The organism is Aeromonas sp. R2-3, from assembly GCF_040908375.1.
GTDB lineage: Bacteria > Pseudomonadota > Gammaproteobacteria > Enterobacterales > Aeromonadaceae > Aeromonas > Aeromonas veronii.
The window spans coordinates 125,748-143,284 of sequence record NZ_JBFODP010000005.1 but is presented as its reverse complement, the minus strand read 5'-3'; the positions used below and the strand labels follow the sequence as shown (position 1 = coordinate 143,284).

Sequence of the window (17,537 nt, the reverse complement as noted above, 5' to 3'; positions counted from 1 at the left end):
TCCCAGGTCGTTTAGCTCAGCTGGGAGAGCACCTCCCTTACAAGGAGGGGGTCACTGGTTCGATCCCAGTAACGACCACCAGTTTGTAGAAAAAATGAATTAGATGGGTCGTTAGCTCAGTCGGTAGAGCAGTTGACTTTTAATCAATTGGTCGCTGGTTCGAATCCAGCACGACCCACCATCATTTTTGAATCCCAGGTCGTTTAGCTCAGCTGGGAGAGCACCTCCCTTACAAGGAGGGGGTCACTGGTTCGATCCCAGTAACGACCACCATATTCGCAAGCGAGGCTGAGATATCAGCTTCAGTTGCAGAGAAAGTCCCCACTCAGATGGGGATTTTTTTTGCCCGCAATTCAGTACTTCAACTTCTTCTGTTGCCGGTGTGGCGAGCCGAACGCCACCTCTTATTGTGCCACTCTGCCACTCTGCCACTCTGCCACTCTGCCACTCTGCCACTCTGCCACTCTGTCATTTCGCACATCCTCTACTCTGCTCTGCCGAGATTGCCCGACTGCACTCCTGTCCATCGTGATGCTGCTTATATGAACGCCTGTAATAAAGTGAACGCCAGCAATAAAAAGGGCAGGCCAAGGCCTGCCCGCAAAGATGCGCAAGATGCTACATGATCCCGCGGATCAAGATCCCGCTGATCAGCAGCGGCGCCACCACGCGCCAGCACCAGAGTAGCGCCAGACGCAGGGTGGGTGATAGGCCCGCAGGCAATATGGCATCACCCAATCGCCAGCCCAGCAGCAGGGTCAGTACCAGACCAAACAGCGGCATCATCAGGTTGGAGGTCAGATAGTCGAGCAACTCGAAGATGGTCTTGCCAAACAGGGTCAGGTCACTCCAGGGGCCGAACGACAGACTCACTGGAATGCCGGAGGCCATGATAAGCAGGGTCAACACCCGGCAGGCGCCACGACGCGACCAGCCCCACTCCTCAGTGGTGAAGCGCACCAGATGCTCCAGCATGGAGATGGAGGAGGAGAGGGCGGCGACCAGCAGCAACAGGAAGAAGACCACCCCCAGCCCCTGACCAAACGGTAGATGGCTGAAAACGGCGGGCATGGTCATAAAGGTGAGCCCTGGCCCTGCGGTGGGATCGATGCCGGTGGAGGCCAGCGCCGGGAAGATCATCAAGCCCGCCAGCACCGAGATAAGGCTTGCCAGAGTGACCACCCAGACCCCGGAGCGCAGCACCCCTTCGCTATTGGGCAGGTAGGCGCCATAGGTAGTGTGTACCCCGAGCCCGATGGAGAGGGAGAAGAAGGCCAGCCCCAGCGCGTCCAGCACGCTCTGGCCGGTCAGCATGGAGAAGTCCGGCAGCAGCAGCTGGCGTACACCCGCCATGGAGCCAGGCATGGAGAGGCCAACCCCCACCAGCAGCAGCATCATGATGAAGAGCGCGGGCATCATCCAGCGCAGCGCCCGCTCCACCCCTTTCTGAATACCCCCCTGCACGAACCACCAGGTCAGGCCTGCGAAAATCAGATGGGTCAGCACCGGCCACCAGGGGTTGCTGACATAGCCGTTGAACAGGGCGGTGAGGGCGCTTCCTTCGTTCAGGTTGAGCTTGCCAGCCATCGCCAGCGCGGCGTAACCCACGGTCCAGCCGCCGACCACGCTGTAGAAGCTGTAGATAAAGAAGCCGCAGGCGATCCCCATATACCCCATCCAGCGCCAGTTCGGCCCCACCAGTTTGCGAAACGCGCCGAGCACCCCGCGCTGGCTATGGCTGCCGAGCAGGGTTTCGCCGACCTGTACCGCTACCCCCAGGGTGAAGCTGAACAGCAGAAAAACCAGCAGGAAGGCGCCACCGCCATTGGTGGCGGTCACATAGGGAAACTTCCAGATGGCACCAAGGCCAATCGCTGTGCCTGCTGCGGCCAGCACATGACCGAGACGGGAAGACCACTGAACCTGGCTCATACAACCTCCGGGTAACACGACATCGAAGCAATACTCCTCTGTAGCAATAAACGACAGACCATAAAAAAGGCCGCCAGAGGCGACCTTTGCAATGAACATTCAGAAAAACTGTGCGTGCAAGGTCACCTCTCTTGCGAGCTAAAAAATCGACCAAACAGCACGAGGATGGCAGACATGAGGTGACAACCTGACTTATGAATGAGGAAACAGCCTAAACCATGGAAAGAATAATTGACACATAAAATCAAAAATTTTTTATGTGTGCCGCTGTCACCACTCTGGCTATACGTACAACTCAATGGGGGAAAACCTCGCAGGGCAGCATCTTTTCTACCTTGTGGCTATTTACTGGGCGATAATCGACGTAGCTTCTTCTGGAACTAGTGACAGCTACATGGCGCTGACGGGAACAAAGATGAGACAGGATGTCGTATGAGATGGATGGTGCTGCCCTGGTTGCTGATCAGCCTGAGTGTGTCGGCGCAGCCCGCATTAACCCTGCTGAGTCACGACTTACCCCCCTTTACCGAATACCGCGACGGCAAGCTCGACGGATTCGCCATTCGTTTGATTGATGAGGTGCAGGAGGAGCTTGGCACCCGCTATCCGGTGCGGATTTACCCGCTCAAGCGGGCGCTGGCGCTGGCACGGGTCGAGCCCGGTTATGGACTGTTCGTGGTACAGCGGCTCCCGGAGCGGGAGTCCCATTTCAAATGGGTTGGCCCGCTCTTTATCAATCGAGTCTTTATCTATCAGGCTCCGGATAGTCGCCACCCGCTGACCTCGCTGGCGCAGCTGCGGGAGCTGCCCAGAGTGGGGGTAGTGCTGGGTAACGCCGATGATGTGCGGCTGACCCATGAGGGCTACACCAATCTGGTGCGCTACAAGACAGTCGGGGAGGCGATAGAGCGGCTGATGCTGGGCAAGATCGATGCCTTGCCGATGGCGGAGCTGGTGATGGAGGCCACCCTCGACAAGATGGGGTTATCCCGGCGCAGCATCGTCAGCAGTGGGGTGCTGCTCCATCAGGCCGGTCTCTATATCGTCTTCTCCAAGGGAACGGATGATGCCGAGATCACCCGCTGGCAGCATGCCCTGGAGGCCGTCAGAGCCGCACAGGGGCGGGCCGATGAGCCCACCCGCGAAGAGTAACCGTCACACCAGACCGCGAATCAAGATCCCGCCGATCAGCAAGGGGGCAATCCAGCGCCAGCAGTTCATCAGCAGGTGATGCCAGTGGCTGGCAATCCCCTGCGGCAGCGCCTTGCGTCCCAGCTTCCAGCCCAGCAGCAGCGTCAGCATCAGGCCGAACAGCGGCATCATCAGGTTGGAGGTGACAAAGTCCAGCAGCTCGAAAATGGTTTTGCCAAACAGGGTTGCGTGTTGCAGCGAACCAAACGACAGGCTGACCGGAACACCGCTAACCATGACGAATCCAGTGATGGCGCTGCAGGCCGTGCGGCGTGACCAGCCCCAGGTCTCGCACAGGAAGCACTGCAAATGCTCCAGCAGGGAGATGGCCGAGGAGAGCGCGGCAAAGACCAGCAGGGCGAAGAAGATCACCTCAAGCACCTGACCGAAGGGCAGCAGCTGAAATACCGCCGGCATGGTCATAAAGGTGAGACCGGGACCGGAGGCCGGGTCGATACCGGTCGAGGCCAGCACCGGGAAAATCATCAGCCCCGCCAGTACCGCCACCATGCTGGCCAGCAGCACCACCCAGAGGCTGGAGCGACCAACCCCTTCGCTGGTCGGCAGATAGGCGCCGTAGGTGGTGTGGATGCCAAGACCGATGGAGAGGGAGAAGAAGGCCAGCCCCATGGCATCGAGCACGCCGGACATCCCCAGCTTGCTGAAGTCGGGCATCAGGAAGTGACGCACCCCCGCCATCGCATTGGGCAGGGTGAGGCCAAAGGCGACCAGCATCAGGATCATCAGGAACAGGGCCGGCATCATCCAGCGCAGGGTGCGCTCCACCCCTTTCTGAATGCCCCCTTGCACCACCATCCAGGTGAGGGCGGCAAACAGCAGGTGAGTGAGGATTGGCCAGACGTCGCCGCTGACATAGTCATTGAAGCGGGCGGTGAGGGCCGCCGCATCGCCATGGTTGAGCTGGCCTGAGATGGCCATGCCGGTATAACCCAGGGTCCAGCCGCCCACCACGCTGTAGAAGCAGTAGATGAGCAGGGTAGAGATCACCCCCATTACCCCCACCCAGCGCCACTGTTTGCCGAGCAGATCGGAGAAGGCACCGACTACCCCGCGGCGACTCATGCTGCCGAGCAGGGTTTCCCCCATCAGTACCGCCACCCCCAGGGTGAAGCTGAACAGCAGAAAGACCAGCAGGAAGGCGCCGCCACCGTTGACGGCTGTGACATAGGGGAATTTCCAGATTGCGCCGATACCGACCGCGGAACCCGCTGCGGCGAGGATGTAGCCTAGTCGGGATGACCATTGGGACTGCTTCATAAGAACTCCAATCGCGCGCCCCTTGGCAGGGGCAGAATGGCGCTCATGTTACGGAGGTCACGGCGCAATCACTACGACGGTTATCAGGTGTAAATGCGATTTATTGGCATGATTGGCTAATTTAATTCTGTTTTTTGCCCAATCCTGCCACCAAATAAAAACCGGAGCGAGATTGCTCCGGTTTGGTCTCTGACAACGGCTCGTCGGTGGACTAGATCACCCCGAGCTCCTGCAGCCGCTCCATCAGGTAGCTGTGGGCGGTATGACGCTCGGAGAGCACTACATCCGGGCGCGGGTGGAGGAACAGCGGCAGGGAGATACGCGACTTGGCGGCGCTGCCACCGGTCGGGTTGATGACCCTGTGAGTGGTGGAGGGATAGTAGCCGCGAGAGGCTTCCTGCAGCATGTCGCCGATGTTGATGATGAGGGTGCCAAAGTCGCACGGCACATCCATCCATTCGCCATCGGAGCCCTTCACCTGCAGCCCCGGTTCGTTGGCGGCGGGGAGAATGGTGAGCAGGTTGATATCCTCGTGGGCGGCGGCGCGGATGGCGCCCGGCTCCTCGGTACCATCGAACGGCGGATAGTGCAGCACCCGCAGCAGGGTCTTCTGGCTCTCTTCGATCATCGAGGAGAGGGGGCAGCTGTAGTGAGCGGCGATATCGGCCGGGGTGTACTGCTCCACCCAGCCCAGCAACTCGGCGGCCAGACCGTTGGCGAGGCGGTAGTACTCCATCGCCTGCTCCTTCAGTTCTTCCGGCATCTGGCCCCAGGGGTAGATGTGGAAGTACTCCTTGATGTCTTTCTGGCTATGGCCCTTGGCTACCTCGGAGACCGAGGGTGGGAAGTAGCCATCCTGGGTCTCGCGGTTGAACAGGAAATCCTGCTTCTGCTCGCTCATGAAGAAGCGATACCAGTTGTCGTAGATGGACTGCACCAGCTCTTTCGGGATGGGGTGGTTGGTCAGCACGCCAAAGCCGGTGGTTCGCAGGGATTCGGTGAAGCGTTGGGCCGCATCGGGTGAGCGGTAATCGACGGTCAGGACTTTCATTGTTTTTGTTGCGCGCCAGTTAAAAGATGGCGCAGTTTACCTTGCACCTGATAACAAGGAAAGCGGGTTGGCCGCCCCGTCCGGCACGGCGTTGAATAGTGATAAAAACATCAAATAAACCGCGCCAGACCGCACGGGAGCGCATCCCTTGTTATGGCCTTTTATCCTCTCTAGAATGCCGCTCACTATCTTTTCCGGAGTCTGTCCATGTCCCTCAGAATCCTGTTGCTGACCCTGCCGGTATTGCTGGCGGGATGCAGTGCCCTGTCAGAAGATGAGTGCCGCACCATGAGTTGGTACAACCTGGGTTATCAGGATGGATCGGAAGGCAAAACCCGTCAGGCGACCCGCGACTACGTTTCGTCTTGCAGCGAATATGGCCTCAAAGTGGATGAGGCCGAGTGGAAACGGGGCTACGACAAGGGGCTGGAGCTCTACTGCATTCCCGAGCTGGCTTACAGCAAGGGCAAGGAGGGGCAGGCCTATCTGGGGGTATGCCCCAATGACGCCAGCTTCCTCAAGCAGTATCAGCGTGGCTACGAAGAGTACAAACTGGCTGCCCGCCTGCGGGAGATCAGCGACGAGCTGGAGCGTACCGAGCGTGATATCGATACGCTGGAGCGCAGCATCCGCAACGAAACCAACACTGAACAGCGTGACTATTACCGCGCCAAGCGCGATCGGGCCATTCGCCACTACGAATCCCTGCGCCGGGAGTACAACCGTCTGCGTTATCCGGATCGGGTGATCCAGTTCTCCTTCGGCGGTTAATCCCTCTCTTCATGGCCAGCCCGCGTGCTGGCCATGTTGCATCTTGTCAGCTCAGGGCAGTACCCAGCGCTGTAGCGCCAGTGCGATACCATCTTCGTTGTGGTCGGCCGTGACCCGATGGGCATGGCTCTGGATCTGCGGGGCCGCATTGCCCATGGCCACCGCCAGCCCCACCTGCTCGAACATACTGATGTCGTTGTTGTTGTCACCAAACGCCACCACCTGATCCATCTCAATCCCTTCGCTGGCGGCCCACTGGGCAAGCCGGTTGCCCTTGCTGCAACCGGGCTGTACCAGCTCCACCGCATAGGGGGCCGCCCAGTCGCGGGTAAAGGGCATCTGCTCGACCACCTCGCCCATAAAGGTGTGCAGGCGCGCCGGATCCTGATTGAACAGCTCCAGTTTCCAGACCGGGTTGTCGAGCCAGCCTGCCAGCTCCTCAACCGGATGGATGGCGATCTTGAGGTGATCCGGCTGATTGGCCGACCAGTGGCGGATGCGGGTGACATGCTCTTCACAGCCGATGTAGCCGATCCCCTCGCTCAGATGGAACAGGGCGCCCATCTGCTGTGCCTCGACCGCGGCCAGCAGCTCGGTAAGCGGGGCAGCCGCCAGCGGGTCGCCGCTGATGATCCGGTTCTGCACCGGATCATAGAGATAGGCGCCGTTGCTGCAGATGAGGGGGGTGTCGAGGGCCAGCTCGTGGTGGAAGGGACGCGCCGTCATGTAGTGGCGCCCCGTGACCAGCAGCACCTTGATGCCGTGGGCGCGGGCCTGCGCCAGTGCTGCCCGGGTGGCCGACGAGATCTTGTGATCCCGGGTCAGCAGGGTGCCATCCATATCGAGCGCGATGGCCTTGTACTCACTCATAGCTCCTCCAGCATCGAACAAATCCGCAAAGAGCCTTACCGTCCCAGACCCGGCGCCCCGATGCAAGTCTTGCCCGCGGCCGAAGCGCCGAACTGTGATCCCTTCGTGGCTCAGGTGCAGCTGGCCAGCTGTTGACGACGGTCGGCACGGCGGCGTAGCAGATAGAAACCGGCGGCACTGGCAAGGGAGCAGAGGGTGGCGAGATAGAAGGGCCACTGGGTACCGGCCAGCAGCACCAGACTGCCGAGCAGCACCGCCAGGATCTCGCTGCCCACGGCGAGGGCGCGGTAGAGCCCCATCGCCTGTCCCTGCTGCTCCGGGTGGCTGCGGTTGGAGATCGCCACCGAAGTGGCCAGTTCCCCCAGGCTCATGCCGATGCCAGCGGGAACGAAGGTAAGCGCCAGCCCCCACCAGTGCACGGGCAGGATAAAGAGCAGCATGCCGCTCGCCATCACCAGATGGCCGACAATGCCGAGGGAGCTGCCGCGCCAGTGACGGGCGATGCGGGAGCCGAGCCAGGAGCCCGCCATCATGGGCAGGCTCACCAGCACCGCCGCCTGCGCCAGCTGGGCCGGATCCCAGGCCAGCCTCTCCACCAGCCAGATATTGAAGTAGGTGAAATAGAGCTGCACGGCGCCATAGCTGATCAGGGTGAGCGCGAAGTAGGGCAGCAGGGCCGGTTGCAGCAACAGCTGGCGGCTGGAGAGAGTCGCGGCCTGAAGGGTGGCCGCCACCGGCGGACGATAGGGGATCAGCCAGAGCACCAGCAGCAGGTTGAGCAGGGTCATCGCGACGGCCAGCCAGGCCGCCAGACTGTAATCCCCCGAGATCACCGCGGCGTAGCCCCCGATCACCGGCCCCACTACCCAGCCCAGATTCATGCCGATGTTGATCCAGGCGAAGCTGCACGCCTTGTGCTCCTTGCCAGCGAGATCCGCCGCCATCGCCTGCACGATGGCGATGTTGCCGTTGCACAGCCCCTCCACAATCCGGCTGAGCAGCAACAGGGGGAGGGAGCGCCAGGCGATACCGAATGCCATCAGGGCATAGCCTGCCAGCACCCCCGCCAGCGATAGCAACAGCAGTGGCTTGCGGCCATAGCGGTCGGAGAGGCGACCGAGCCAGGGGCTGCCCACCAGCTGGAACAGGGGATAGAGCCCCATGATGACCCCCAGCCACACCTTGCGGCTCCAGTCGGAGGCTTCCGGCGTCAGCATGCCGTGGGCCGGATCCAGCAGCAAAGGTGCCAACACCGGGGAGGGGAGACTGAAGCCTGCAACTGCCAGCGTGACCGTCATGACCAGCACCCAGAGGGGATTTTTGTGCCCGTGTTTCTCCATGTTGCACCCATTAAGTAAAGTTATTTGTTTATTTATGCTGGTTCATAGACGGGATTAAGTAAAGTGAATTGTTGATTTAATAAAGGGCGCTCCCCATAATGAGATCATGAACGCAAGCACCGACAAGATCCTGTTTCTGCTCAAGAGCCATGGCCCGCAGAGCGCCGCCGCGCTGGGGGAGCAGTTGCAGATGACCTCCATGGGCGCCCGCCAGCACCTGCTCGCACTGGAGCAGGAGGGGTGGGTCACATTCAGCGACGAGGCGCGCGGGCGCGGTCGTCCCGTGCGTCTGTGGCAGCTCACCGAGCAGGCCTGGCAGCGCTTCCCCGATAGCCATAGCGACCTGACCGTGCAGCTGATCGACAACGTGCGCGAGCTGTTTGGCGAGGAGGGGATGGAACGGCTGATCCAGCAGCGGGAGCTGCAGATGCTTGCCCGCTATCAGGAGGCGCTGGGGTCCCATGGCCTCTCTGGCCGGTTGGCGGCGCTCAAGGAGCTGCGCAGCCGCGAGGGCTATATGGCGGAGATCCGCCGCGAAGAGGATGGCAGCTGGCTGCTGTGGGAGAGCCACTGTCCCATCTGTGCGGCAGCGCGTACCTGCCGCGGTTTCTGTCGCAGCGAACTGGCGCTGTTTCGCCAGCTGCTGGCGCCGGCGACGGTGGAGCGGGAGCAATATCTGCTGGAGGGGGCGCATCGCTGCCTCTATCGCATCACGCCGCTCGCGCTCTGATTTCGTCAAACGCCCAAAAACAACAAAGCAGGCGCCGGGATGCCTGCTTTGTTGCCTTCGGGGAGGGGGTTCTCTCGTTCCAGCCTGTCATTTCCCGATAAGGTAAGACGGCTGATGGGGCTCTTGACCCGGTAAGGTCCTTCACCGCAGAGACCCGGTCAGGTGTCTGCTTTGCCACCGGAAGATGTAACCATAGTATCCCTCCCGTGCCGGTGAGTGGTTGCAAAGTAACCACTTATTTCGGTTGTTTTTGCAATAGTTCACCCTTAATCTAGGAAAAGTGGATTAGTCATTGCAACGAGGAAGGGTAAATGCTGAAACTTGATCGCATAGACAGACATATTCTCGAGCTGATGCAGGAGAATGGCCGCATCAGCAATCTGGAACTGGCCGAGCTGGTCGGGCTCTCGCCGTCCCCCTGCTCCCGCCGGGTCAAGGCGCTGGAGGATGCCGGTCTCATCGACACCCACGTTACTCTGCTCAACGCCCGCCAGCTTGGCCTCACCCTCACCGCCTACATTCACATTTCCATGGACAGACATACGCCGGAGCGGTTCGAGAATTTCGATCGCGCCATCAGCGAACTGCCCGAAGTGCTGGAGTGTGACCTCATCACCGGTAACGATGCCGACTACCAGCTCAAGGTGGTGGTGCGCGACATGGAGCACTATCAGCACTTCCTGCTGGACAAGCTGACCCATATTCCGGGGGTGACCGGAGTGCGCTCCAGCTTCGTGCTGCGCCGCATCAAGCACAAGACGGCGCTGCCGCTCAACCATCTGGGTTGAGCCCGCGCAAGCCGCTCATAGAAACAGAAAGAGGAGGCCAGTGGCCTCCTCTTTTGCTATTCGCTCTTGGTTATTCGGTAGTGGTTATCGGGTCTGGATTAGCTGTTGCGGTGACGGGGCGACTGCCGCTGTCAGACGCTGACCTGGCTGATATCTTCCACCTGCAGCAGCCAGCCGCTCTGCTCCTGCTGCGGTTCGCCGCTGACTCGCAGCCGCTCGCCGGTCGGCACCCACTGCCCTTCGGGCAGGGATACCAGCAGGCTCTCGCTGCCGTTGTCGAACAGCCAGCGATCTTCGCCAAGCGATTCAATCAGATAACCTTCCATCTCCACTCTGGACTCGGCTTGCCAGGATGGCGCAACGGAATCACGGCTCTCGATGAAATCCCCCTGAACACCAAAACTGGCTAGCCCCCACAGAATGGAGAGCCCGACGATGGATGTTTGCATCTTGTCTCTCCTCTTTTGGAACTGTAGGGCCAGTATGGGAACAGAAAACTGAGCGCACCATGAACAAGGTGGCAAAGTGCTGGCGAGATCGCGAAAAAATCCGGCCAATTGGCCGGCAGTGTCATTTTATGGTGCCTGGATCACACTATTTGGCGGCTTCTTCTGCCATCCGTTCAGCTCTTGGCTTATTCGTCCACATGGCTACCCCGCGATGATCCCCACAGATCCCCTCTGCCACCACGGCGCGAACCCGGGTGCCATCTTTGCAAATGGCCTGCCAGGCGTCGGCATCATCGATGGCGAGCGAGTTGGGGGGCGGTGTGGTTTGGCAAGCCGTGAGCAGCAGAGTGCACAGGGGGAGCAATTTTTTCATGGCGGACTCCTCGGGGTGATGGGGGACTGAGAGGATTGGAATGACCTCTCCATCCGGGCTTCACTCCCCAGCATCAGTGATAACCGGTTCAGGGGCAAGGGGAGGAGCTACCGACAGGCGAAGGTGCCGTGCAGCCGGGGCTTGTCCTGTGCCCTTCTTGGGCCTAAGGTGGGGCCGTTTTACTGCCTGATTGAAGGAGCGTTTTCATGTCCACTCTCTATCCCCGCGTCGGGGTCGGCGTCATCCTGACCAACGCCCAAGGCCAGGTGCTGCTTGGCAAACGCAAAGGGAGCCATGCCCCCTACTGGTCGATCCCGGGTGGTCATCTGGAGTTGGGGGAGAGCTTCGAGTCGGCGGCGATCCGCGAGGTGGCCGAGGAGACGGGACTTGAGATCCATGGGCCCGAGGTGGTGGCGGTGACCAACAATCTGGAGACCTGGCGCGAGAGCGGGTTGCACTATATCTCGGTGACGCTGCACGCTAAGGCCTATGGTGAGCCGCAACTGCTGGAACCGGAGAAGTGCGAAGGCTGGGTCTGGTGCGATCCGCGCGAGTTGCCAGAGCCCCATTTCGACGCCAGCCGTCAGTCCATCGCCTGCTGGCTGGCGGGACGCTGCTATCTGCCGGGTGATGTGCCCATGGTGTCGGCCGAATCAGTCTGATTGTCATAAAACGATCATCGCGCTGTCATAATATCCCCTCTCCATCGGGAGAAGAGGGATGAGGGAGAAGAGCGTGGGACAGGTATTTATTCAGTTTTTATGGCTGGGATGCATCAGCTTTGGTGGTCCGGCCGCTCATATCGGCTATTTCCAGCGCACCTTCGTCCAGCGGCTCGGCTGGCTGACACAGGCCGAATTTGCTCGCTTGCTGGCGCTGTGCCAACTGCTGCCGGGGCCCGCCTCCAGCCAGCTTGGTTTCGCCATCGGTCGTCATCGCGCCGGTCTGGGCGGGGCGTTCTCTGCTTTTGTTGGCTTCACGCTGCCCTCATTTCTGCTGCTACTGGCGGCCGCGATCGGTATCGGTCAGCTGGGCAGCAATTTGTGGCTCGATGCGGCGCTGCATGGCCTCAAGCTGCTGGCGCTCATCGTGGTGGCCGATGCGGTGCTCACCATGAGTCGTCAGTTCTGTGCCACGGGAATGACCCAAGGGATTATGGTGGTGACCGCTGCTGCACTCTGGTGGCAGCCCGGTCTGCTGACTCAGCTATTGATGCTGGCGGGAGCGGCGCTGATCTGCGCCCGCAGCCAGCGCGGGGCGGGTAGTCGCCCAGTCTCCGCCGAGTTGCCTGCTGCCGCCAGCAGTCAGCCTCATTGGCCGACCCTGCTGCTGTTTGGCATCCTTTTTATCGGCCTGCCGCTGCTCGCTAGTCCGATTGGCCAGCTGGCTGCCGACTTCTATCGCGCCGGTAGTCTGGTGTTTGGCGGTGGCCATGTGGTGCTGCCGCTACTGCAAGAGAGCGTGGGCCACACTCTCAACGAGCAGCAGTTTCTGGCCGGTTACAGCCTGGCCCAGTTGGTGCCGGGCCCCATGTTTACCCTTGCCACCTATCTTGGCGCCCAGTTGCAGCCCGAGATGCCGATGATCGGGGCCCTGTTGGCGACCCTGGCGCTCTTTGCGCCCGGCTTTCTGCTGCTCTGGGCGGTGGGCCCCTGCTGGCAACAGTGGCTAGCCCGTCCCCGTCTGGCGGGGGCAGTCACCGGCATCAATGCTGCCGTAGTGGGATTGCTGCTGGCGGCCCTCTATCAGCCGGTGTGGCAGAGTGCAGTGCTGGTTCCGAGAGATCTGGCGCTGGCGGCCATCGGCTTTTATCTGCTGCGGGTGTTGAAGTTGCCGGTGCCGGCCATCGCGGCCCTGCTGGTGATGGCCGCCATCCTGCTGGCGTGAATGCGGTGAAATCCCGATAAAAACGGCGCCTCCATAACGGAGGCACCGTTTTTATTGCAATGGGTAAGCCGTTCAGACCTCGGGTTCGAAATCCAGACTCAGGCTGTTGACGCAGTAGCGCTGGCCGGTCTCGGTCGGTCCGTCGGGGAAGACGTGACCGAGGTGAGAGCCGCACTGGCGGCAGGTGATCTCCACTCGCTTCATGCCGTGGCTGTTGTCCTCGGTGTACTCCACCGTCCCCTCGATGGCCTTGTCGAACGAGGGCCAGCCGCAGCCGGAATCAAACTTGGCTCCTGAGTGAAACAGCACGCTCTTGCAGCAGACACAGAGGTAGTCGCCACTCTTGCGATTGTGGAGCAGGGCGCCGCTGTAGGGGCGCTCGGTGCCCTTCTCCCAGCAGACGTGAAACTGCTCGGGGGTCAGTTTGCTGCGCCACTGTTCCGGATTGTTACTGCTCATACCGACTCCTTGCCATCCATACCGGAGCCCAGCATAGCGGCTCCGTAAAGCTGACTCCAGCATGCCTCTTATGCTTTGCCTGTATCTGTGATCGAGGTGGCAACCATCTCCTCACCGGATGCAGGGAGAATTTCCTGCTGCGGTGGCTGGGCATCCTCCGCCGTGCTGGCCAGCTCTACCCGTTCCAGCAGTTTGAGGGAGTGGGCCCGGCCGACCGCCACCTGCCGTTTGATGTCATCCGGCAGGAAGGGCAGCCCATCGTTAGTGGCGGTGTCGATGGTCTGGATCCACTCCAGCCCTTCCCCCGGCGGGGGCAGGCGGAACTGGATATCGTAGTCGCTGGCGTTGAACAGCACGTACCAGCGCTCGCCGACACAGTTGATCATGCCGATATCCATGGCGAACGCCTGCCCCATGGGGGCGTGCCAATCCTGATCGGTGAGCTGGTGGCCGTCCGGGTGATACCAGTTGACCTGATGGCAGCTGGACGGGGTGCCATTCCAGCTGTCGTCGCTCAGTTGCAGGTTGGAGAAGACGCAGGACTCCGCCCGCAGTGCCATCATCTGCTGGGTGAAGGCGAACAGCCGCTCATCCTCCGGTCGCCACTGCCAGTTGACCCAGCTGATCTGGTTGTCCTGACAGTAGGCGTTGTTGTTGCCAAGCTGGCTGCGTCCCATCTCGTCGCCGGCGAGGAAGTGGGGAGTGCCTTGGGAGAGCAGCAGAGTGGCAATCAGATTGCGCTTCTGCTGCTGGCGCAGGCTGTTGACCCGCGGATCCAGGGTCGGCCCCTCTACCCCGTGGTTATAGGAGAGGTTGTTGCCGTGGCCATCGCGATTGTCCTCACCGTTGGCCTGATTGTGGCGCTGGTTGTAGGAGACCAGATCCTCCAGGGTGAAACCGTCGTGATAGCAGAGGTAGTTGACGCTGGTGTGAGGCGAGCGCCAGTTCTTCGGGAAGATATCCCGCGAGCCTACCAAACGGGTGGCAAAGTCCCCCATCTTGCCCGCATCACCGCGCCAGAAGGCGCGCACCGTGTCGCGGTAGCGGTCGTTGATCTCCTGCCACTGGCTCGGGAATTGACCCAGCCGGTAGCCGAAGGGACCGATGTCCCAGGGTTCGGCGATGAGTTTGACCTGTGACAGCACAGGGTCGGCCATCACGGCCTTGAAGAAGGCGCCCATGGGCTCGAACTCCCCCGCTTCCCTCGCCAGTGTCACCGCCAGATCGAAACGGAAGCCGTCCACCTGCATCTCGGTGACCCAGTAGCGAAGAGCATCGAGCACCAGCCGCAGAGTGTTGGGGTGATCCAGATTGACGCTGTTGCCGCAGCCAGTCACGTTGGCGTGACGGGTGTAGTCCGGGCCGTGGGGGCCCGCTTCGAAGGCGTAGTAACCGGCGTTGTCAAAGCCCTTGAACGAGAGGGTAGGGCCATCGAAGCCAGAGGCGGCAGTGTGGTTGTAGACCACATCCAGGATCACCTCGAGCCCGGCCCGGTGCAGCTCGCGCACCATGGTCTTGAACTCGGTCACCGCCTCGTCTGCTCGGGTGCTGTAACGCGGCTCCGGGGCGAAGAAGGCAATGGGGTTGTAGCCCCAGTAGTTGGTCAGTCCCAGCTGTTCCAGTCGCGGTTCCGACATGAAGGCGGCCACCGGCATCAGCTGCACCGAGGTGATGCCGAGGCTCTTCATATGCTCGATAACCAGCGGATGACTGATGCCAAGGTAGGTGCCCTGCAGCGCTTTGGGGATCCCCGGGTGTTGCTTGGTAAAGCCCTTGACGTGGGTCTCGTAGATAATGGTGCGAGCCGGGCTGATCCCGGGTTTGCCAACCCCTTGCCAGTCAAAACTGTCATCCACTACCACCGACTTGGCAATCATCTCGGCGCTGTCACCCTGATAGAGGGCTTCATCCCAGTAGGTGGGACGACTGAGCGCCTTGGCGTAGGGGTCAATCAGCAGTTTTTGCGGATCGAACAGCATCCCCTCCTGCGGGGTGCCATAGACCCGATAGCCGTAGCGCTGACCGGCTTTTACGCCGCGCACGTAGCCAAAGCGATACTGGCCGCGGCGGCCGGGCAACTCCAGCCGCATCAGCTCCTGCTCCTGCTCGTCGTACAGGCAGATCTCCACCTTGTCCGACTGGGGGGCCCAGACGCAGAAGTGGCAACCGTTCTCGTCAAGGCGGGCCCCCAGCGGGTGGCCCACCCCTTTTTCCATTACAAGCATCAAGACTCCTGTTTGATAAACAAGGTCGCCAGCGGCGGCAGATCCAGCACTATGCTGTGTGCCATCCCTTGCCAGGGGGTCGGCTCGGCAGCGAACACCAGACCTACATCATAGTTACTGCCCCAGTAATACTCGCTGTCGGTGTTGAGCACCACCCGATAGTGGCCCGCCGCAGGGACGCCGATCCGATATTCGAGACGGGGCACCGGGGTGAAGTTGCAAGCCACCACAATAGTCTGCTTGCCCTCTTTGTCCGAACGCAGCCAGGCAAAGATGCTGTTGTCGGCATCGTTGTGATCCAGCCAGCGGAAGCCGGTCTGCTCATAATCGGCCTGATACAAGGCAGGCTCATGACGGTAGAGGTGGTTGAGATCGTGGATCAGCCGCTGCTGACCGGCATGCTTGGGATATTGCAGCAGGTGCCACGGCAGCTGGGCGTCGTGGTTCCACTCGTTGCTCTGGGCGATCTCGGTGCCCATGAAGTTGAGCTTCTTGCCCGGGTGGGCGTACATGAAGCCCATGTAGGTGCGCAGGTTGGCGGCTTGCTGCCACTCGTCCCCCGGCATCTTGTAGAGCATGGAGTGCTTGCCGTGCACCACCTCGTCGTGGGAGAGCGACAGGATGAAGTTCTCGTCATAGTGGTAAACCATGGAGAAGGTCATGTCGTTGTGGTGGTAGCGACGGTGGATCGGTTCTTTCTGCATGTAGGTGAGGGTGTCGTGCATCCAACCCATATTCCACTTGAAACCAAAGCCGAGGCCGCCGAGGAAAGTGGGGCGGGAGACACCGGCAAAGGCGGTGGACTCTTCGGCTATGGTCATGGCGTGGGGATACTTGCCGTAGACCTCCTCGTTGGTCCACTTCAAGAGGCTGATCGCCTCGTAGTTGTGGTTGCCGCCATCGACGTTCGGTACCCACTCACCGGCGTTGCGGGAGTAATCCAGATAGAGCATGGAGGCGACCGCATCCACCCGCAGGCCGTCGATGTGGAACTTGTCGAGCCAGAACAGGGCGCTCGCCACCAGGAACTGGCGCACTGTGTCGCGGCCGAAGTCGTAGATGTAGGAGTTCCAGTCCGGGTGCCAGCCACGGCGCGGATCCTCGTACTCGTAGAGCGGGGTGCCATCGAAGCGGGCCAGGCCGTGGGCATCGGACGGGAAGTGGGCGGGTACCCAGTCCAGAATGATGCCGATGCCGGCCTGGTGGCACTGGTCGACGAAGTATTTGAAATCATCGGCGGTGCCGTAGCGGCTGGTGGGGGAGAACATGCCCACCGGCTGGTAGCCCCAGGAGCCGCTGAAGGGGTGCTCGGAGACCGGCAGCAGCTCGATGTGGGTGTACTCCATCTCCTTGACGTAGGCGACCAGCTCCACTGCCAGCTCGCGCCAGCTCAGGCTGTCGCCGTTGGGGTGGCGTTTCCAGGAGCCGACGTGCAGCTCATAGATGGAGAGCGGCTGCTCGCGCTTGTCGTTGTGCTGGCTGGCAATCCACTCGGCATCCTGCCACTGGTACTGGGCGTGGTCATAGACCACGGAGGCGAACGACGGATACTGCTCGCAGTAGAAACCGACCGGATCGCTCTTGTGGGGCAGCCGGTTGCCCATGGGATCCTTGAGCTCGAACTTGTAGCGATCCCCGGCCTTGAGGCCCGGCACAAACAGCACCCAGTGACCGCAGAGGCTGCGCTGCATCGGGTGGCGGCGGCCATCCCAGAAGTTGAAATCGCCGATCAGGCTCACGGCGGTGGCGCTCGGCGCATAGACCGCAAAACGCACCCCTTCCACCTGTTGGCCAAGGTGCTCCACGGTGCGCAGCTGGGCGCCAAGGGTGTGATAGAGGTTTTCCGGCTGGGCGGTCAGTTCGGCCAGGCCTGCCCAAGCGGCATCCTGAAACTGATAGGGGTCGATGACCTCGGTGGTGGCATCTTGGTAGCTGGCGATCAGCTGATAGGGGAAGGAGTTTTTGCGGCGGGTGAAAACAGTTTCAAAAAGACCCGATTCATCGGTGGGCGCCAGGGTGGCAACGACTTTGCCCGACTTGAGATCCTTGACGCGGACTTCGAGGGCATCAGGCAACCAGGCGGTCAGTTTGAGGCCGGGCCCATCCGGATTGGCCTGCAGGCCTAAGTGAGAGAAGGGATCGGAACAGCGGGCAGCAACCAAACGTTCAACGAGCATCGAGATTTCCTTTCAT

At 60.9% G+C, this 17,537-nt stretch carries 16 protein-coding genes and 3 tRNA genes; 9 read left to right on the top strand and 10 right to left on the bottom strand.

The window, feature by feature from the left end; translation table 11 throughout:
* Positions 1-5 precede the first annotated feature (5 nt).
* The 3 genes from AB5Z02_RS02570 to AB5Z02_RS02560 all read left to right on the top strand — a co-directional run bounded on the left by AB5Z02_RS02570 (position 6) and on the right by AB5Z02_RS02560 (position 273).
* Positions 6-81, top strand: a tRNA-Val gene (locus tag AB5Z02_RS02570).
* Positions 82-105: 24 nt separating this feature from the next.
* Positions 106-181 (top strand) — tRNA-Lys (locus AB5Z02_RS02565).
* A 16-nt stretch (positions 182-197) separates the two neighbouring features.
* Positions 198-273, top strand: a tRNA-Val gene (locus AB5Z02_RS02560).
* A gap of 345 nt (positions 274-618) precedes the next feature.
* Here AB5Z02_RS02560 and AB5Z02_RS02555 read toward each other — a convergent pair.
* Positions 619-1,932, bottom strand: coding sequence for a sodium-dependent transporter (locus AB5Z02_RS02555; RefSeq protein WP_368215190.1), 1,314 nt, complete (start codon positions 1,930-1,932; stop codon positions 619-621).
* A 432-nt stretch (positions 1,933-2,364) separates the two neighbouring features.
* On the opposite strand from AB5Z02_RS02555, the gene AB5Z02_RS02550 reads away from it, so the two are divergent.
* Positions 2,365-3,084, top strand: coding sequence for an ABC transporter substrate-binding protein (locus tag AB5Z02_RS02550; RefSeq protein ID WP_158112739.1), 720 nt, complete (start codon positions 2,365-2,367; stop codon positions 3,082-3,084).
* 3 nt (positions 3,085-3,087) lie between these two features.
* On the opposite strand, the gene AB5Z02_RS02545 is transcribed toward AB5Z02_RS02550, so the two are convergent.
* Both AB5Z02_RS02545 and AB5Z02_RS02540 read right to left on the bottom strand, forming a co-directional pair.
* On the bottom strand, positions 3,088-4,401 hold the full coding sequence (locus tag AB5Z02_RS02545; RefSeq protein WP_064341676.1) for a sodium-dependent transporter: 1,314 nt from the start codon (positions 4,399-4,401) through the stop codon (positions 3,088-3,090).
* 211 nt (positions 4,402-4,612) lie between these two features.
* A complete protein-coding gene (locus tag AB5Z02_RS02540) occupies positions 4,613-5,452 on the bottom strand; it encodes an isopenicillin N synthase family dioxygenase (protein ID WP_368215188.1) in 840 nt (279 codons plus the stop codon).
* A 207-nt stretch (positions 5,453-5,659) separates the two neighbouring features.
* Here AB5Z02_RS02540 and AB5Z02_RS02535 point away from each other — a divergent pair, with 207 nt between their 5' ends.
* The gene (locus AB5Z02_RS02535; protein WP_368215186.1) at positions 5,660-6,223 is read left to right on the top strand and encodes a DUF2799 domain-containing protein; all 564 of its coding nucleotides are present in this window, start codon (positions 5,660-5,662) and stop codon (positions 6,221-6,223) included.
* Between the two features lie 51 nt (positions 6,224-6,274).
* Here the strand turns inward: AB5Z02_RS02535 and AB5Z02_RS02530 are convergent, their stop codons facing one another.
* Both AB5Z02_RS02530 and AB5Z02_RS02525 read right to left on the bottom strand, forming a co-directional pair.
* Positions 6,275-7,093 (bottom strand): Cof-type HAD-IIB family hydrolase, encoded by an 819-nt coding sequence (locus AB5Z02_RS02530; RefSeq protein WP_216979487.1) that lies wholly within the window; start codon positions 7,091-7,093, stop codon positions 6,275-6,277.
* A 110-nt stretch (positions 7,094-7,203) separates the two neighbouring features.
* A complete protein-coding gene (locus AB5Z02_RS02525) occupies positions 7,204-8,433 on the bottom strand; it encodes an MFS transporter (RefSeq protein ID WP_368215185.1) in 1,230 nt (409 codons plus the stop codon).
* A gap of 106 nt (positions 8,434-8,539) precedes the next feature.
* Here AB5Z02_RS02525 and AB5Z02_RS02520 point away from each other — a divergent pair, with 106 nt between their 5' ends.
* Entirely contained in the window at positions 8,540-9,163 is a 624-nt protein-coding gene (locus AB5Z02_RS02520) for a helix-turn-helix transcriptional regulator (RefSeq protein WP_368215184.1), read from the top strand.
* A gap of 311 nt (positions 9,164-9,474) precedes the next feature.
* Positions 9,475-9,951 (top strand): Lrp/AsnC family transcriptional regulator, encoded by a 477-nt coding sequence (locus tag AB5Z02_RS02515; protein ID WP_005304871.1) that lies wholly within the window; start codon positions 9,475-9,477, stop codon positions 9,949-9,951.
* Positions 9,952-10,082: 131 nt separating this feature from the next.
* Here the strand turns inward: AB5Z02_RS02515 and AB5Z02_RS02510 are convergent, their stop codons facing one another.
* Both AB5Z02_RS02510 and AB5Z02_RS02505 read right to left on the bottom strand, forming a co-directional pair.
* A complete protein-coding gene (locus tag AB5Z02_RS02510; RefSeq protein WP_005343224.1) occupies positions 10,083-10,400 on the bottom strand; it encodes a hypothetical protein in 318 nt (105 codons plus the stop codon).
* A 145-nt stretch (positions 10,401-10,545) separates the two neighbouring features.
* Entirely contained in the window at positions 10,546-10,773 is a 228-nt protein-coding gene (locus tag AB5Z02_RS02505) for a hypothetical protein (RefSeq protein WP_368215183.1), read from the bottom strand.
* Positions 10,774-10,979: 206 nt separating this feature from the next.
* Between AB5Z02_RS02505 and AB5Z02_RS02500 the strand changes: the two genes are divergently transcribed.
* Complete coding sequence (locus AB5Z02_RS02500; RefSeq protein ID WP_368215181.1) at positions 10,980-11,435, top strand: NUDIX hydrolase; 456 nt, start codon at positions 10,980-10,982, stop codon at positions 11,433-11,435.
* A gap of 58 nt (positions 11,436-11,493) precedes the next feature.
* Positions 11,494-12,660: a chromate efflux transporter gene (gene chrA / locus AB5Z02_RS02495; RefSeq protein ID WP_368215179.1), complete on the top strand. Its 1,167-nt coding sequence runs from the start codon at positions 11,494-11,496 to the stop codon at positions 12,658-12,660.
* 72 nt (positions 12,661-12,732) lie between these two features.
* Here the strand turns inward: chrA and msrB are convergent, their stop codons facing one another.
* The 3 genes from msrB to glgB all read right to left on the bottom strand — a co-directional run bounded on the left by msrB (position 12,733) and on the right by glgB (position 17,521).
* Positions 12,733-13,119 carry a peptide-methionine (R)-S-oxide reductase MsrB gene (msrB, locus tag AB5Z02_RS02490; protein WP_069554900.1) on the bottom strand — a complete coding sequence of 129 codons (387 nt, stop codon included), beginning with the start codon at positions 13,117-13,119 and terminating at the stop codon, positions 12,733-12,735.
* A 68-nt stretch (positions 13,120-13,187) separates the two neighbouring features.
* The gene (gene glgX, locus AB5Z02_RS02485; RefSeq protein ID WP_368215177.1) at positions 13,188-15,344 is read right to left on the bottom strand and encodes a glycogen debranching protein GlgX; all 2,157 of its coding nucleotides are present in this window, start codon (positions 15,342-15,344) and stop codon (positions 13,188-13,190) included.
* Entirely contained in the window at positions 15,344-17,521 is a 2,178-nt protein-coding gene (glgB, locus tag AB5Z02_RS02480) for a 1,4-alpha-glucan branching protein GlgB (RefSeq protein WP_368215175.1), read from the bottom strand. The genes glgX and glgB overlap by 1 nt, the downstream gene beginning before the upstream one ends.
* Between the last annotated feature and the right edge of the window lie 16 nt (positions 17,522-17,537).

Excerpts from the sequence above, each read along its gene's own strand:
- AB5Z02_RS02545 (WP_064341676.1), bottom strand. The coding sequence starts at position 4,401 with ATGAAGCAGTCCCAATGGTCATCCCGACTAGGCTACATCCTCGCCGCA.
- AB5Z02_RS02550 (WP_158112739.1), top strand. The coding sequence starts at position 2,365 with ATGAGATGGATGGTGCTGCCCTGGTTGCTGATCAGCCTGAGTGTGTCG.
- msrB (WP_069554900.1), bottom strand. The coding sequence starts at position 13,119 with ATGAGCAGTAACAATCCGGAACAGTGGCGCAGCAAACTGACCCCCGAG.
- AB5Z02_RS02510 (WP_005343224.1), bottom strand. The coding sequence starts at position 10,400 with ATGCAAACATCCATCGTCGGGCTCTCCATTCTGTGGGGGCTAGCCAGT.
- chrA (WP_368215179.1), top strand. The coding sequence starts at position 11,494 with ATGAGGGAGAAGAGCGTGGGACAGGTATTTATTCAGTTTTTATGGCTG.
- glgB (WP_368215175.1), bottom strand. The coding sequence starts at position 17,521 with ATGCTCGTTGAACGTTTGGTTGCTGCCCGCTGTTCCGATCCCTTCTCT.
- glgX (WP_368215177.1), bottom strand. The coding sequence starts at position 15,344 with ATGCTTGTAATGGAAAAAGGGGTGGGCCACCCGCTGGGGGCCCGCCTT.
- AB5Z02_RS02520 (WP_368215184.1), top strand. The coding sequence starts at position 8,540 with ATGAACGCAAGCACCGACAAGATCCTGTTTCTGCTCAAGAGCCATGGC.
- AB5Z02_RS02515 (WP_005304871.1), top strand. The coding sequence starts at position 9,475 with ATGCTGAAACTTGATCGCATAGACAGACATATTCTCGAGCTGATGCAG.
- AB5Z02_RS02500 (WP_368215181.1), top strand. The coding sequence starts at position 10,980 with ATGTCCACTCTCTATCCCCGCGTCGGGGTCGGCGTCATCCTGACCAAC.
- AB5Z02_RS02555 (WP_368215190.1), bottom strand. The coding sequence starts at position 1,932 with ATGAGCCAGGTTCAGTGGTCTTCCCGTCTCGGTCATGTGCTGGCCGCA.
- AB5Z02_RS02505 (WP_368215183.1), bottom strand. The coding sequence starts at position 10,773 with ATGAAAAAATTGCTCCCCCTGTGCACTCTGCTGCTCACGGCTTGCCAA.
- AB5Z02_RS02535 (WP_368215186.1), top strand. The coding sequence starts at position 5,660 with ATGTCCCTCAGAATCCTGTTGCTGACCCTGCCGGTATTGCTGGCGGGA.
- AB5Z02_RS02530 (WP_216979487.1), bottom strand. The coding sequence starts at position 7,093 with ATGAGTGAGTACAAGGCCATCGCGCTCGATATGGATGGCACCCTGCTG.
- AB5Z02_RS02540 (WP_368215188.1), bottom strand. The coding sequence starts at position 5,452 with ATGAAAGTCCTGACCGTCGATTACCGCTCACCCGATGCGGCCCAACGC.
- AB5Z02_RS02525 (WP_368215185.1), bottom strand. The coding sequence starts at position 8,433 with ATGGAGAAACACGGGCACAAAAATCCCCTCTGGGTGCTGGTCATGACG.